13 protein-coding genes are annotated in these 16097 nt (G+C 38.9%); 5 read left to right on the top strand and 8 right to left on the bottom strand.

Features of this window, described 5'->3' with window-relative positions:
• Positions 1–605 precede the first annotated feature (605 nt).
• Positions 606–1238, bottom strand: coding sequence for a c-type cytochrome (locus ACFI34_RS11395; RefSeq protein ID WP_058403879.1), 633 nt, complete (start codon positions 1236–1238; stop codon positions 606–608).
• A gap of 279 nt (positions 1239–1517) precedes the next feature.
• Between ACFI34_RS11395 and yihA the strand changes: the two genes are divergently transcribed.
• Positions 1518–2195, top strand: coding sequence for a ribosome biogenesis GTP-binding protein YihA/YsxC (gene yihA, locus ACFI34_RS11390; RefSeq protein WP_462673573.1), 678 nt, complete (start codon positions 1518–1520; stop codon positions 2193–2195).
• Here the strand turns inward: yihA and ACFI34_RS11385 are convergent.
• The 3 genes from ACFI34_RS11385 to polA form a co-directional block, all read right to left on the bottom strand.
• The gene (locus ACFI34_RS11385) at positions 2192–2710 is read right to left on the bottom strand and encodes a DUF1285 domain-containing protein (RefSeq protein WP_462673572.1); all 519 of its coding nucleotides are present in this window, start codon (positions 2708–2710) and stop codon (positions 2192–2194) included. The two genes, yihA and ACFI34_RS11385, sit on opposite strands and share 4 nt — an antisense overlap.
• Positions 2707–3294 (bottom strand): YceI family protein, encoded by a 588-nt coding sequence (locus ACFI34_RS11380; RefSeq protein ID WP_462673571.1) that lies wholly within the window; start codon positions 3292–3294, stop codon positions 2707–2709. Before ACFI34_RS11380 ends, ACFI34_RS11385 begins: the two co-directional genes overlap by 4 nt.
• 507 nt (positions 3295–3801) lie before the next feature.
• Entirely contained in the window at positions 3802–6537 is a 2736-nt protein-coding gene (gene polA, locus ACFI34_RS11375) for a DNA polymerase I (protein WP_462673570.1), read from the bottom strand.
• 523 nt (positions 6538–7060) lie between these two features.
• Between polA and elbB the strand changes: the two genes are divergently transcribed.
• The 3 genes from elbB (at position 7061) to ACFI34_RS11360 (ending at position 11053) form a co-directional block, all read left to right on the top strand.
• Positions 7061–7708 (top strand): isoprenoid biosynthesis glyoxalase ElbB, encoded by a 648-nt coding sequence (gene elbB, locus ACFI34_RS11370; RefSeq protein ID WP_462673569.1) that lies wholly within the window; start codon positions 7061–7063, stop codon positions 7706–7708.
• A 224-nt stretch (positions 7709–7932) separates the two neighbouring features.
• Entirely contained in the window at positions 7933–8328 is a 396-nt protein-coding gene (locus tag ACFI34_RS11365; protein WP_058550559.1) for a c-type cytochrome, read from the top strand.
• A 160-nt stretch (positions 8329–8488) separates the two neighbouring features.
• On the top strand, positions 8489–11053 hold the full coding sequence (locus tag ACFI34_RS11360) for a diguanylate cyclase domain-containing protein (RefSeq protein WP_462673568.1): 2565 nt from the start codon (positions 8489–8491) through the stop codon (positions 11051–11053).
• A 9-nt stretch (positions 11054–11062) separates the two neighbouring features.
• On the opposite strand, the gene rep is transcribed toward ACFI34_RS11360, so the two are convergent.
• Positions 11063–13081: a DNA helicase Rep gene (gene rep / locus ACFI34_RS11355; protein WP_462673567.1), complete on the bottom strand. Its 2019-nt coding sequence runs from the start codon at positions 13079–13081 to the stop codon at positions 11063–11065.
• 161 nt (positions 13082–13242) lie between these two features.
• Here rep and ubiK point away from each other — a divergent pair, with 161 nt between their 5' ends.
• Positions 13243–13506, top strand: a complete 264-nt coding sequence (gene ubiK / locus ACFI34_RS11350) for a ubiquinone biosynthesis accessory factor UbiK (protein ID WP_006793056.1) — start codon at positions 13243–13245, stop codon at positions 13504–13506.
• Positions 13507–13560: 54 nt separating this feature from the next.
• Here ubiK and ACFI34_RS11345 read toward each other — a convergent pair whose 3' ends face one another.
• Genes ACFI34_RS11345 through ACFI34_RS11335 form a run of 3 tightly spaced genes read right to left on the bottom strand, consistent with a single transcriptional unit; the run spans position 13561 to position 16085 of the window.
• The gene (locus ACFI34_RS11345) at positions 13561–14205 is read right to left on the bottom strand and encodes a Rossmann-fold NAD(P)-binding domain-containing protein (protein ID WP_462673566.1); all 645 of its coding nucleotides are present in this window, start codon (positions 14203–14205) and stop codon (positions 13561–13563) included.
• A 4-nt stretch (positions 14206–14209) separates the two neighbouring features.
• A complete protein-coding gene (can, locus tag ACFI34_RS11340) occupies positions 14210–14869 on the bottom strand; it encodes a carbonate dehydratase (RefSeq protein WP_006793054.1) in 660 nt (219 codons plus the stop codon).
• Positions 14870–14894: 25 nt separating this feature from the next.
• Entirely contained in the window at positions 14895–16085 is a 1191-nt protein-coding gene (locus ACFI34_RS11335; protein WP_462673565.1) for a methyltransferase, read from the bottom strand.
• Positions 16086–16097: the final 12 nt, after the last annotated feature.

The raw sequence follows: 16097 nt of genomic DNA, 5'->3' as shown, positions 1-16097 counted from the left end.
AAACGGTAGGTATTGTAACAGGACAAATAAAAAGGCGGTAGAGAAAACATCTCTACCGCCTACTAATCTGAGCGCCATTGAATGGACACTTCTCCCTTCGACTTTTTAGTCTTTGTTATTTTTATTATTATCAGTCCGTATTGTTATTATTTTTACGTTCCTTGTTTCATTCCATTTTGTTTTTATTATTAAACTTCCATGAGTTATTTTATTATTTTCGGTCATCCTGACTCTTTTGTAGTATTTCCTTTAGTAGCACTATCATTGTGCTATGTAGTCGTGCCGCGCTACTGTCCTTATAGCTGTTTCCATTTTTTTATTGTTTTTTGCGACAAGTGTTAATTTACTCGTTAATAATTTTGTTACAACTGGTTTATATCTTTTTTCTTACATTGCACCTATGTTCAAATAAAAGCCTATTTAAATAACAATAACTTAACAAAAAAAAGACGTTTAAAATAAGACTTTTACCATACATTGGCATGGTCAATGTCTCACAAAGTAAAAGACAATATCGCCAATTTCAGACACAAAAAAAAGCAACCGAGGTTGCTTTTTTTTCATATTACACTGTAGTTGATATCTAAATTTAGATAAATACGACTTTAGTGTAAACCACCTAAGTACTTAGAAAGCACTTCAATGTCTTTGTCTGTTAGCTTTTTAGCTATGTCACCCATCATACCGTTAAGGTCATTATTACGAGTACCATTACGAAACTTTTCAAGCTGAGACTTGATGTACTCTGGGTGCTGAAAAGATACTTTTGGAAACTTAGCTAACGATGAACCGTTACCACGAGGACCATGACATGAAGCACATGAAGGAATTCCTCGCTCTGCATCACCCGCTTTGTAAAGCATTGCGCCTACTTCAACGACGTCTTTAGGTGTTGAACCTTCTGACATATTTAATGACGAAAAATAAGCTGACAGATCTTTCATGTCTTGTTCGCTTAATGGCATTGCCATTGCGCTCATAACAGGATCCATACGGCCTTCTTTTCCGCCTGAAGTCATACCTAGTTTAAATTCCTGCAATTGCTTGAGGATATAATCTGGGTGTTGGCCTGCAATTTTAGGGTAAATATTAACCGGCGCATTGCCGTCTGGGCCGTGACATGCCGCACACGTTGCTGATTTTTGTTTACCTGCGTTTACATCGCCATCAAATGCTGTTGCGTTGCTTGCTGACAACGCACCAAGCAGTATTGTTAAAGATAGTGCTATTTTTTTCATGGTGAATTCTCTGTTCCCGACCCTGTATCATCTACAATCATGATGTTGCAATACATATATTCTACACGATAATAAATTCTCTGGCACGTTTTCTACACATATTAAGCTTATAATTTACAGGGTTTTGACTAAGGTGAAGCTTTAATATGCTTTAAATGTACCACAGCCAGTGCTTTTAGGTACTCAAATACGCTTTTTAATACATACTTTATAGTATAAAATACGCACCCTAAGTAAATTTGGTTTACTTAACGTTACTTTAAAGTTTTAGGAGAGCCTGTGCTCAAATCTCGTATCAAATATAATACCGCGTCTTTCGTTACAAGCGCTCCAGACATCACTAAATTACCTGCTGATACGGGAATTGAAGTTGCGTTTGCGGGTCGTTCTAATGCAGGTAAATCAAGTGCGCTAAATGCATTAACCGATCAAAAATTAGCACGTACAAGTAAAACCCCTGGCCGAACTCAATTAATTAATACGTTTGAGTTAGCCGACGTTGATAACATGCGGCTAATAGATTTACCCGGTTACGGCTTTGCTAAAGTACCAATTGAAATGAAAAAAAAGTGGCAAAAGTCACTAGGTGAATATCTTCAAAAGCGCCAAAGCTTAAAAGGGATTGTTGTTTTAATGGATATTCGTCATCCGTTAAAAGATTTAGACCGCGACTTAATTAATTGGGCGATTGGAAGCGAAATTCCAGTATTGGCCCTGCTAACAAAAGCTGATAAATTAAAACAAGGTGCAAGAAAGGCACAGGTACTACAAGTTCGCCGCGAACTAAGCGAACTGGACGGTGATATTACTGTCCATGCATTTTCATCTTTAAAAGGCACTGGATTACCAGAAGTAGCTAAAAAACTAGACGAGTGGTTTTTAGGCCCCGTGATCGCAGTACCGCCAGCAGACAAATCATCTGACGAAAGTAGTTCAGACACCAGTACCGCAAGCTAAGTTAAGTAAAACGCCTCACCCGAAGATCGAATAAAATAGCCGAGCTCATCAGACTCGGCTTTTTCAGCCCACTGATAAAATACACTTCTTGAAATGCGTGCACTACAGCCAAAAGGTAAAATTAAATAAGGCACTTTAGCGCCTTTATAACTTTTTACCTGCAGAGGCAGCTGCTGACTAACAACCCACTGCCTGGCTAAATTATCAATACAACATAATGCCTCACCTTCAGATGTCTGCTCTAAAAACCAGTCAACAATAATAAATGGCGCATCTACTACTGTAATTTTAATTTTTTCGATAGGTGTTTTTAAATAAAAATATTCATCTTCTTTGCACAACACAGAAGCAAACAACTTAACCATAGGCGCCCTTGTTATTTTACTACCACCGTAAAACCACTCACCTTGCTCGTTAATAACTATCGGCAACTCACCACAATGCGAGGGTTGCCAGCTATCAAAGGGCTTACTCGGCTCACTTAACTGTTTACTGAGCTCATTAAGCGAAATCACTGTTTTTTAAGTGTTAATGCAAATGAAACGGGGATAGCGGTTGCAATAGAAGGTAAACCAGCAAGTTCTTGTAATTGTTTAACCCCCTCTGTCACACCAAAGTCGCCACTATTTATAATAACTGGCGTAAATGAAGCCAGCGTCAAATCACCACTTTTGTTGCTATTTACGAGCACATCAATTACGAGTGATTTTTTGTTGCCATGAAAATCAAGCTCAGCACTAATTCCTTTTAGCACGTAACTGCCCGGTTTTTTAATTGTTGATAACGACTGTTTCAAATTAGCTGTTAGTACGGCTTTTGGAAAAGTATTTACTTCAAATAACAGGCTTGTAAGCCGTTGATTACGGATAGGTATAAACGTCTCTGCCGATGCTAAATCTATATGAATATTAAACTCACCCTCGTCGCTAAGCTTGCCTTCGATCGCAGTGAAGTGATGAGCTTCAGCAATGGTGTCTTTTTTTATAGAAACAAAACTTATCTGGCTTTTATCGTTGTCTAACTGCCAATTGGCAAAGGTAAAATTAGACATAAATAAACTTGATAACGAAAGGCCTGTAATAGCTAACGCTTTAAACATAACGCACTCCTTTAAATATATAAATCAAGAGAAATCTCATTGGATACTATCATTTAGAAATAGCTTAAACCATACTAAAATATGAGATTACAATATCGCAATTAACACCCGATATAACTACGACATTTGAGCATAAGAATGATCACATTAGAATAAAGCAAGAAAACTGAAAAGCGCATAATAAAAAACGGCCTAATAAAAGGTTATTAGGCCGATATAGCAAACTGGGGAGTTGCTAACAATTTGTTGCACCTTTACAGACGCATCATCAACAGGATGTCCTACAGAATAGGACGGGCGGCACTTTAACAAAAGCACGCATAAAAATACAATCATATTCTGCATTAATAGTTAGAATTGACGAACATGTAACCATTTAGCATAAATAATTACCTATTTTAACCTATTTTTAACTAAATTTTTTTATAAAAATTTGAAGAATAAGTTACTCATATTTTTAATACACATAAAAAAAGCGCCTATCGGCGCTTTTATTGTTTGTAGAATTTAGTGGGCTTGTTCCCAATTTTCACCTTCGTCAGCCTCTACTATTAGCGGTACATCGAGTGAAGCAGCTTGTGACATTAGCTCACAAATTTTTGCAGTATAAGTCTCTGCACAATCAGTTTTGATTTCAAATACCAATTCATCATGTACTTGCATGAGTAACTTAACAGTATTTGGAGCTTGCTCATACACCCACTGATTAACACTTAACATGGCCTTTTTAATTATATCAGCAGCGGTGCCTTGCATTGGCGCATTTATAGCAGCGCGCTCTGCGCCTTTACGACGGGCTCCGTTACGCGCATTTATTTCAGGTAAATGTAGTCGGCGTCCAAATATTGTTTCAACATAACCATTTTCTGCTGCTTTTTCGCGTGTTGTTTCCATGTACTCTAATACGCCAGGAAAACGTTCAAAGTATTTATCAATATAATGTTGAGCTTCATGGCGTGGAACATCTAACTGACGGGCTAAACCAAAAGCCGACATACCATAAATAAGACCAAAGTTTACGGCTTTTGCTTTACGGCGCATATCTGTTGTTACGTCATCTAAATCAACACCAAACACTTCTGCGGCGGTCGCACTATGAACATCTAGGCCATTCGCAAAAGCATTAAGTAAACCTTTATCTTGTGAAAGATGCGCCATTATACGCAGTTCAATTTGGCTGTAATCTGCTGCCACTATTTTATACCCATCAGCAGCAATGAAGGCCTCTCGAATACGGCGACCTTCTTCTGAACGAATTGGAATATTTTGCAAGTTAGGATCGGTAGAACTCAAACGCCCTGTTGCTGTTACAGCCTGATGATATGACGTATGCACACGTTGCGTTTTCTCATTAACCATAAGGGGTAGTTTATCGGTATATGTTGATTTAAGTTTTGATAAACCACGGTGCTCAATTATCACTTTAGGTAACGGGTAATCATGAGCGAGCTCTTGAAGTACTTCTTCAGCTGTTGAAGGTGCACCTTTAGGCGTTTTTTTAATTATTGGCAGCTCTAGCTTTTCAAACAATAATACTTGTAACTGTTTTGGTGAACTCAAATTGAAAGGTTCACCTGCAATTTCAAACGCCTCTTTTTCAAGTTCAATTAAGCGCTCACCTAAGCGTTGGCTATGCGCGCCAAGCATATTACTGTCTATCGCAACCCCTGTACGCTCAATATCTGAAATGACGCTTACCAATGGCATTTCAATATCTTCAAATACCGATTTAAGCTTTTCATCCGCCTCAATTTTAGGCCATAGCACTTCGTGTAAGCGAAGTGTTATGTCTGCATCTTCAGCTGCATAAGGCGCTGCTTTTTCGAGTTCAATTTGATTAAACGTTAGCTGCTTTTTACCCTTGCCTGCAATATCTTCAAAGCTAATATTTTTATGGCCTAGGTATTTTAGTGCCAACGAATCCATATCATGACGCGTACCTACGCTGTTAAAAACATAAGACTCAAGCATAGTGTCAAATTTAATACCATTAAGTTCATAGCCAGCATTGGCTAATACGCTTTTGTCGTATTTAAGATTCTGTCCTACTTTTGCTTTATTAGGGTCAGCTAAAATTGGTCCAAGCTTTTGCATCACAAATTCAAGGCTTAGTTGTTCTGGCGCATCAGGATAATCGTGCGCGATCGGTAAATATGCCGCCTCGCCTGATTTAACGCTAAAGCTCATGCCTACTAGTTGCGCTTGCATGTAATCGAGGCTAGTTGTTTCTGTATCAAATGCAAAAAGCTCAGCGCTATTGAGCTGCTCTATTAGCGTATCAAACTGCGTCTCTGTTAATATAGTCTCGTAATGAGCCTCTTCAACTTTTGGTAATTCTGTCTCATCAGATGGAACCGCTAAATGGGTTTGTGCATCGCTTGGGTTATCTAGCAGCTCTGCTAACCAACGACGAAATTCGCATTCACCATATAATGCAATTAACTCGTCTTTATTTGGCTCTTGTAATTTAAACGTATCAAGATCTGATTCAACCTCAACGTCACACTTAATGGTCGCCAACTCATAACTTAAAGGTAAATGATCTAATGCATTTGCTAATTTTTCACCAATTTTGCCTTTAATTTCGCCTGCGTTATCCATTACACCTTGCAGAGATCCATATTTTTGCAACCATTTTACGGCTGTTTTGGGGCCACAGCCTTCAACGCCTGGAATGTTATCAACTTTATCGCCCATAAGAGCCAGGTAATCAATGATCAGTTCAGGGCCAACACCAAACTTTTCAACCACAGTGTCAGGATCTGAAATACTGTCGGTCATGGTATTAATAAGTGTAACATGCTCATTCACAAGCTGAGCCATATCTTTATCACCGGTCGAAACCAGTACATGGCGTTTTTGTTCAGATGCAATTCGCGCAAAGGTCCCAATGACATCGTCGGCTTCAACCCCTTCAATACTAATAAGTGGAAAACCCATTGCTTTAATAATACTGTGTATAGGTGCTATTTGCGTGCGTAAATCGTCAGGCATAGGAGGACGATTAGCCTTGTATTCGCTGTACATGTCGTTACGAAATGTTTTACCTTTCGCGTCAAACACAACCACCATATGCGAAGGATCATATTGTCTGATCAGGCTTTTAAGCATATTAATAACGCCATAAATAGCGCCCGTAGCCTCACCCTTAGAATTAGTTAGATGCGGAGGAGAATGATAAGCACGGAATAAATACGACGAGCCATCAACTAAAATAAGTGGGTTTTCGGGGATCTGAGCCATGGTGAAATTGGATCCTAAATGCTAAAAATTATGATAATTGTAAGCATGCCACAAGGGTTAAAATAAAACGACTATCAATTAATGCTAGGCATTTTATTTAAATAAGAGCAAGCTGTGGATAAGTATGTAGATAACAGACACAAGTAATTCTTCCAAAGCATATTTAAACGCCTAGAAAAATGATTAACTATATGTTTTAATTTAAAAAAGATAATACGAAGTTCTTTTTTTATTATTTTTAAACCAATGTGGAAAAAGGTTTTTTATGGCTGCTGATGCCATCACCTACTTTAGTTATTCTCGTCCATTTAAATAACCGGAGAAGTATTCTAGCATAATGGATCGAAGATCATAGCGATCCTTTATACTTTTTTTTATTAGTGTTAATTGTGAAATGGCATATGCCGCATTGCAACTTACTTCGCGGATAATTTTCACACAAAAATTAATTTAAAGAGACAATTTAGCTCGTGCTAAACTTCAAACTATAGACTGAATAAATTTAATCAAGGAGCACAAAAGCATGAAAAAAGTAGCAGTGTTATTAGCTGGAAATGGTGTTTACGATGGTGCTGAAATTAATGAAGCTATTTTAACGCTTTTACACATAGCTAAAAACGGCGCAACCTACCAGTGTTTTGCACCAGATGTAGAGCAACTTCACACTATTAATCACCTAACAGGTGAGGAAATGAGTGAGAAACGCAACGTATTAGTTGAGGCTGCACGTATTGCCCGAGGCGATATAAAAGCGCTTAACTACCTCAATATTGATGAGTTTGACGCATTAATAGTCCCTGGTGGTTTTGGCGCTGCAAAAAACTTGTGTGACTTTGCTGTAAAAGGTGCGCAAGCGACTATTAATAGTGACGTATTAAACGCGTGTAAAAAATTCGCTACTGCTAATAAACCAGCTGGCTATATGTGTATTGCGCCTGCGTTAATTCCATTTATTTACGATAATGCAAAGCTCACTATTGGCAATGATAATGACACGGCTGCCGCACTCACTTCGCTTGGCGCAACACATTTAAACTGTGACGTTGATGACGTTGTGATTGACCAGCACAATAAAATTGTGACTACACCTGCTTATATGCTTGCTCAATCAATTATTGAAGCCGATGCCGGGATCGCTAAGCTCGTTAATCGCGTATTAGAAATAAACTGACTATAGTCGTGATGGGCATTTACTTACTATAAGAACAAGCTCAATGGGTAATAAAATTGCGCTAAGCCACTGGTATTTATTGAGCTAACGCAAAAAGTAGTCAGTTTTTAGTAATAAAAATACCTCTTAGCATTTTATAAATTGCCTCAGAGAGTTATAATCGGCGTAATTTCCGTCATCTATATCGTGATTGATCACGTTCAAATCGAAGTGAGCAAGGCAAAATGAAAAAATTAACAGCATTAGCATTATTAGTGTTAGCAACTACAGCATACGCACAGCCATATGATAACTCTATGACTGAAGATGCAATTAAAAAGCGTTTAGCACCCGTTGGTGCTGTATACCTTGAAGGTGATAAAGCTGCAGTAGCTGCTGCGCCTACAGGGCCTCGCTCTGGTGAGCAAGTTTATCAGGCTGCGTGCTTTGCATGTCATGGTACAGGAGCTTTAGGAGCACCTAAATCTGCAGACGATTGGGCACCGCGTATTGCCAAAGGCAAAGATACACTACTTGAGCATGCTATTAACGGCTTTAATGCAATGCCTGCTAAAGGCACATGCATGGATTGTTCTGACGATGAAATAAGCGCAGCAATCGATTTCATGACAGCAGAATAACGCTCAGTTATACATAAAAAAGGCTTAACTTGTTAAGCCTTTTTTTATGCCCGAAATACCGTGTTAACCATTATTTTTATTAGAATATCAGCTTGACGCTAAGCACTAAAAGTGAAAGTATAAGTCTAATAACTATACAGTAATAATATCGGTTACATCATTGGAAGATAAACTCCCTTCATCGCGTAGATTAGCGTATCAAAATAAACGCCTCAAAACCCTACTCGAAAAGTACAAGCAATCACACCATTTGCAAAATGCGCTTATCCAACTTTCTGAGCGCGCGAGTACGGTTGCAGAGTTAACACTACTTTATCCCGCTATACACGATATTTTACAAAAGTATGTCCCCAGTAAAAGTTTTTATGTCGTTTTACAAAACCAGCAGTGCCAAACATTAGAGCTTTCTTATTTTTCAGATGAAAAAGATGGCATTGCAGTACCACTAAACCACTCTAATAGTTTTGATGAAGGTGCTACCGGTTACGTATTTAAAGAAGGTAAAACCACATACTTTACAAAACAGCAAATGCAAGACGCTGCTGCTAACGGCTTATTCAAAGCGCTAGGCACACCCGCTGAACATTGGGTAGGTGTACCTGTGTACCAAGAAAAAAATATTATTGGTGTGTTAGCCGCTCAAAGCTATGACGTAAATCAAAGTTATAACTCCCAGCAAATACAACTTCTTGAAGTGATGTCGCTGTATTTAGCAACGGCGATAGAACGTGTAAAAAAACGTGAGTATTTAGAGTCAGAAGTAAAAATTCGCACTCGAGCACTTACTCAAAGTAATGATGCACTTAATCTTGAAGTAGCTAACCGTAAACGCGCGCTGCAACGTCAACAAATTTTATTTAAAGTATCTGAAATCGCCACTCAAGCTAAAAACCTTGATGATGCTTACGTTAAAATACATGGCATAATAAAAACAATTACCTACGCAGAAAACCTCTACATTGCTTTATATGACAGAGACTCAGGTTGGATAACATTCCCTTACTGTGTTGACGAATACAAAGAAAACACTGAGCCCCGTCAGTTTGCCAAAGGCTACAGCGAATTAGTAATAAGCACCGAAGAAACGCAGCTTATTAACCCAGAAAAAGCACAAGCATTATTAAATAGTGGCGTGGTACAACGTTCAGCCCCCGTTCCTAACAAACAAAAAGCGACGAGCTGGCTAGGTGCACCTTTAAAAACATCGCAGGGTGTTATTGGCCTTATTGTGTGCCAAGCATACAACAATAAACATATTTTTAGTCAAGACGATAACGAATTAATTACGTTTGTATCGCACCAAATAGCGGCTGTTTTACAAACTAAGCTAGCAAATCAGGCAATAGCTAAAAGTCACCAAGAGCTTGAATTTAGAGTAAACGAAAAAACAAAAGAACTGCAACAAACTAATTTGCATTTGCAAATGCAAATTGAAGAACGAAAAAAAATAGAGCAGCAGCTTTATCATGACGCCCATCACGATTCGTTAACAAGCTTGCCAAACCGCAGTTTATTTTTAACCCAATTAGAAAAAACACTTCAACATTTTCAGCGTTTTCCAGAGCGTCAATTTGCTGTTCTGTTTATTGATTTAGATAAGTTTAAAGATATTAACGACCAACTGGGTCACCAAGCTGGCGATCAGTTCTTAATTAATGTGAGTGAGCTGTTTTCACAATGCATTCGTGAACATGATTTATTAGCCCGTTTAGGTGGAGATGAATTCGTTATTTTACTAACGCATTTAACTGAACCACAACAGGCCGAAGATGTAGCTAATCGTATTATCGATTTAATGAAAAAGCCTTTTAATATTAAAGGCACTTTGCTGCAAAGCGGCGCTAGCATTGGGATAAACTACTCAAAACAAAGCTATAAGCATACCGACGAAATTATTCGTGATGCTGATGCCGCGATGTATCATGCAAAGAATTCTGGTAAAAATCGTTACGAGCTGTTTCATCCGTTACTCACTCAATCAATAGCTGATGTAGGGCAAAAAGCACTGCATCATCTTGATGTCATGCCAATGAGCTTTAGAAGCTCAGAAATTATTACACTAAACGAGCAACAGCAATCTGAATCGCTATTTGAAGCGTTCGGTGAGCACCCTATTTTAGGGTTTACCAGTTTTGAGGTTTTGAAAAAGTTTGCTACCGACAAAGAGCAACACTTAAAAGTAGAGTTGCAACTGCTAGCGTGTGCTTACACGCAGGCCATAAATGCAAATGTAGCAATGGCATTAGTACCATGCTCTTGCTTATTACTTGAAAAACACGAATTTACTTTATTTGTTGATGTGTTAAATAAACAACGTGGCCCAAGCCAACTTTGTTTACTTTTTGATGAGCAAGAAATTCGCCATGCATGTGCTACTCAGCTAGAAAATCTTAAGCAATTATCTTTGTTAGGCTACTCAATTGGCTTAAATAATTTTGCTAAAGACAGATGTGAACTTAACCTATTAACCGATGTAAATTTTGACTATCTATTGCTTAGCTCCACCTTTAGCAAGCGAATATTGCAACAAGATAGTTACGACCTGCAACTACAAGGTGTGCTTCCTATCACTAAGCTCAAAAAAATGAAGGTCATTGCAAAAGGGCCCTCTATTCTTAATTTTAGAGCCTTATTGGAGAAACATGGCTTGTCATATTTTGTTGGCAAACAGCATACACTAACGTGCTCTAAGCCAAATCAAGGACACCTCAGTCAGTCTATTTAAGCCTGTGTATTACTCAGGCTTTTTAAACATAGCCCGTAAATTTGCGACTCTGGCTTGCCCTTTTTCCATTCGCTCTGCCTGCGAACTAGGCGCCTTTTTGTTTTCAAATGCTAAATCATCTTGCGGTAACTCTTGCACAAATCGACTTAACTCTGTTTCAGAAGTTTCACCAAATTGACGGCGAATTTTTGCATAAGTTAGTGTTAACTCTTGCTGAGCACGCGTAATACCCACGTAAGCGAGTCGGCGCTCTTCATCTACATTGTCTTCATCAATACTTACCTGATGAGGTAATAACCCTTCTTCCATGCCAACCATAAACACATACGGATATTCTAAGCCTTTAGAAGCATGCAATGTAAGTAGCTGAACTGCATCAGACTCATCTTCTTCCTCGTTACGCTCAAGCATATCGCGCAGTGTAAGTTTACTAACCACCTCGGCAAGCGTCATCGGTTCATTGTCAGCGTCTCCGGTTAGCATGTCTGTGATCCAACGATATAATTCAGAGACGTTTTTCATTCTCATTTCGGCCGCTTTAGCACTGGGCGATGATTCGTAAAGGTAGGCTTCGTAATTAATATTACGCACTAAGTCTTTCACTGCCTCTAACGTATCACTGCGTACCGCGTTATCTGACAATTCGACAACCCATCGAGCAAACCCAGCTAAAGCGTTAAAACCACGCCCTTTTAGCCTGTAACCCAGGTCGTTATCAAAACAAGTAGCAAACAAACTTTGATGTTTTTCGTTGGCTAAAGTGCCCAGTTTTTCAAGTGTTACCGTGCCTATTTCTCGTCTAGGTGTGTTTACTATACGTAAAAATGCGTTATCGTCGTCTTGGTTTACGAGCAAGCGCAAGTACGCCATGATGTCTTTAATTTCTGAACGCGCAAAAAACGACATACCGCCACTTATTTTATAGGGTATGCGGTTGCTCATTAATGACTTTTCAAAGCCACGTGCTTGGTGATTACCACGATACAATATAGCGTAGTCTTTGTAGCTGGTGCGCTTCATAAATTTATGCGAAATAATTTCAGCAACTACACGCTCCGACTCATGCTCTTCATCACGACACCCAATAACTTTTATCGGCTCACCGTACCCTAATTCACTAAATAGTTTTTTTTCTATATCGTGCGGGTTGTTAGCAATGAGTATATTGGCAGATTTAAGTATTCGCTGCGCGCTTCGGTAATTTTGCTCAAGCTTTATAAGCCTAAGTCCGGGGTAATCTTTACTCAAAAGAACAAGGTTTTGCGGACGTGCACCACGCCATGAGTAAATCGATTGGTCATCGTCGCCCACTACAGTAAAGCGTGCTCTCTGACCCACGAGTAGCTTTACAAGCTGATACTGGCTGGTGTTGGTATCTTGGTATTCATCCACCAGCAAATACTTAAAGCGTTGCTGCCAACGCTCACGAGATGTTGCATTGCTAGTAAGTAGTAACGTAGGGATCATTATTAGATCGTCAAAATCTAATGCATTATAAGCACGCAATTGTGTTTGATAGCGCGCGTATAGCTGCGCGAATAACGCCTTTTGCGCGTCACGCGCTTCACGTATTGCTTGCTCTGGCAATACTAATTCGTTTTTCCAGCTACCAATTTCCATTTTAAGTAGTTTGAGTAAATCTTTGTCTTTTTTCAATTCATCTTCGGTGAGTTCCGATAACAGCTGGTTGGTATCTTGATCGTCAAATAACGAAAAACCAGGTTTAAAGCCGAGTGTGCTCAATTCTTTTTTTATTATTTCTAAACCCAGTGTATGAAACGTCGATACCCATAACCCTTTAGCCTCTTGCTTACCAAGCGTTTGTAATACGCGCTCACGCATTTCTTTAGCCGCTTTATTAGTAAAGGTAACAGCCGCAATATTACGTGCTTTGTACTCGCACTTTTGTACCAAATAAGCAATTTTATTTGTAATAACGCGGGTTTTTCCAGAACCGGCACCAGCAAGTACTAAACATGGACCACTAATGTATTTTACTGCTTCATCTTGTTTTGGATTGAGTTTCATAACGACCAGAAAGATTTAAAAGACGCGCAATTTTAACGTAACCATTACTACAGGCATAGCAATTGCCATAATTAATTACCTAAACATGATCATGTGTTAAATGAGGTGGGTATAAGGTAACATTAGTTATATTCATTTTAGGCAAGGCCGAAGGGACAATTATGATCAACCCAGCAAAACTAGAAGAAATTGCTAAGCAAATTACGAGTAATATGCCACAAGGTGTAAAAAATTTAGCAGACACGCTAGAAGGTAAAACAAAGCAAGTTTTACAAAACAAACTTGCTGAGATGGACTTTGTTAGCCGAGAAGAATTTGATATTCAAAGCCAAGTACTTATTCGTACACGCGAAAAACTAACTGAGCTAGAAGCTAAAGTCGCTATTCTTGAACAGCAACTAAACGAAAATACAAACGCAGAATAATTAATTCAACACATAAAAAAGCAGCCTGAGCTGCTTTTTTATGTCTAACAAAATCTAGATAAATAGCTCATCAAGCACATAATATTGTTGCACTTCTTTTTGCTCTAAGCTCACCGCTAACATTTTTAAAGCAACTTGCTTTCCTGTTATAGGTTTATAACGCTTTAGGAAACCAATTTTTGTAAGCAATGGTAAAATCACACTGCCTATTTTTTCAGCTAATCTAAAGTGATCTCGCTCACCTATTAACAACGACGGTTGAAAAATACTTATTTTATTAAATGCTAATGGCACAACCTGTTGCTCTAGCTGCCCCTTCATTTTTAAATAAGCGCTATTGCTGTTTGCGTTAGCACCACTTGATGACGCTAAACAATAATGGCTTATGCCATTGCATGCTGCAAGTTGTGCGGCGATAAATTGATAGTCAAAATCCACTTTACGCTGCGCATCTACAGAGCCCGCTTGCTTAAGCGTTGTCCCTAAGCACGAAAAAAACACATCACCTTTAAAGAAATCGCGGTATTGAGTCAACTTTTCAAAATCAATAACGTGATTAGTTAACTGAGGATGGGAAAGTGGTAACGCTCGGCGTGTTATCGCCACAACCTGACTATACTCAGCGCAACTGAGTAATGCAGTTAAAAGCTCAGACCCAACTAAACCTGTTGCGCCAATAACAACCGCCGTTTTTGTCATTTATTTACTCACAACCTGCTTTTTTAAAAACATGTTGTATTGCACGCTTATAACTGTCCGACTCTTCTTCCGCGCACGTAACAACGGCTTCTAAATCATGTAAGTGGCCGTTTTCTAAACCATAAACCCAACCATGTATTGTTAAATCTTGGCCGCGCTCCCATGCATCTTGCACAATATTGGTACGGCATACATTACGTACTTGTTCTATTACATTAAGCTCAATAAGGCGACTTAAGCGCTGCTCTTCGTCAATGCTGTTGAGTTGATCTATGTGCTTTTCTTTTACATCGCCAACATGTCGAAGCCAGTTATCAATAAAACCAAACTTTGCATCGCTTAGTACAGCTTGAACGCCACCGCACCCATAATGGCCAACGACCATTATGTGTTTAACTTTTAGTACTTCTACCGCATACTGCATAACAGATAAACAGTTATGATCGGTATGTACAACGACATTTGCTACATTACGGTGTACAAATAATTCTCCGGGTAATAAATCAACTATTTGGTTTGCGGGTACACGAGAGTCTGAACAACCAATCCATAAGTACTCAGGGTTTTGCTGCATAGATAAAATTTTAAAAAACTCTGGATTCGCTTCGCTTGTTCGCGCAGCCCAGTTTTTATTATTATCGAACAAATTTTTTAATTTTCTCATTGCATCTCTTATTAAGCCAAAACGACTAGTTGTTGGTTGAAGGGTTAGTATTGGCAAGAATTAAAATATTCCGAGGCGTTAACTGCTTTTCACAAAAGGTTTTAATACTTACTTGATAGCCATGCTGTTGCAAATATAAAGCACGATCGAGCACAAGCCAAACCTCAATTGCTCTTCTGAACACATGTCGAACCAGTTCAACTCTGTCAGTGACCTTTTTTCGAGCAATACCCACAGATAAAAAATACTCATAATCAATACCTTGCGGTATTTTCAAGGCTTTTTTATCGCCCGCCCACTCACAAAATGATTTAAATGAACCTGAGAACACGGCCTTATTAACAGAGGGAACACTAACATAGTGTAATTCATTAGTAATTGATCTCCTGAGTGCATCAAAGCCCAACCGCCACTCAAGTTCTGTTTTTCGTATTTTATCAACACGAGTTGGCGCGGTTACTGTTTCTTGCAAGGCTAGTTTTAAATCACGATGAGTTAACCTAAGCTGACTTTGCTTGGCAAGCTCGCTCATTGGTAAGTAATCGTTAGGTGTGAATAAATGATAGCAACAAGGTGAAAAGCTAATTTGCTGCACGTTTGCAGCTATTGCTTTGCGCATCATAGCCTGATGTAAAGCGCCGCATGCATGAAGCGCCACAGCATGCATCTGTGTATTAAAAAGTGATGTAGTATCATCTTTTAATACATCAACTTGGCTAAATTGCATTGCCAAGCCTTGTTGCAGTGCTGCTTTTTGGCCTTGTTCGCATAATGTTGATTGCAACTCAACACTGCTGACCTGCGTGGCACCGTTAAATGCGAGCATACGACCTAAGTGCCCTTTACCCGCACACCATTCTAATACCGGTAATTTTGTGTTTGGCAACGCAGATACAAAGTCTTGGAGTTGTTCGAATTTACGCCCTTTTATGCCGTTACTAATCCAAAAAGGGTAATCATATCGGGGAGTATTTGCCTGAGGTAATTTACATAATAGCTGTAATTCATCAAGTAACTTAATGTGTGGATTAAAGAAGTCTATTAACTCATTCTGCTTGGTATCAAGCGTTGCTACTTGCTCATCTGTTAAACTATTTAATATGCCTCGCAGTTCAGGCCAAGGGATCGCATCAAAATCAAAAGCGGTGCACTGCCAATAGATGCGAGTACGCTTTAAAATAGAGTCAAGTGAAGTAAATTGCTCGGCTAATGTCATAACAGCTTAATT

The sequence above is a fragment of the Pseudoalteromonas sp. PSi26 genome, from assembly GCF_054960575.1.
This window is presented reverse-complemented; position numbering and strand designations above follow the sequence as displayed.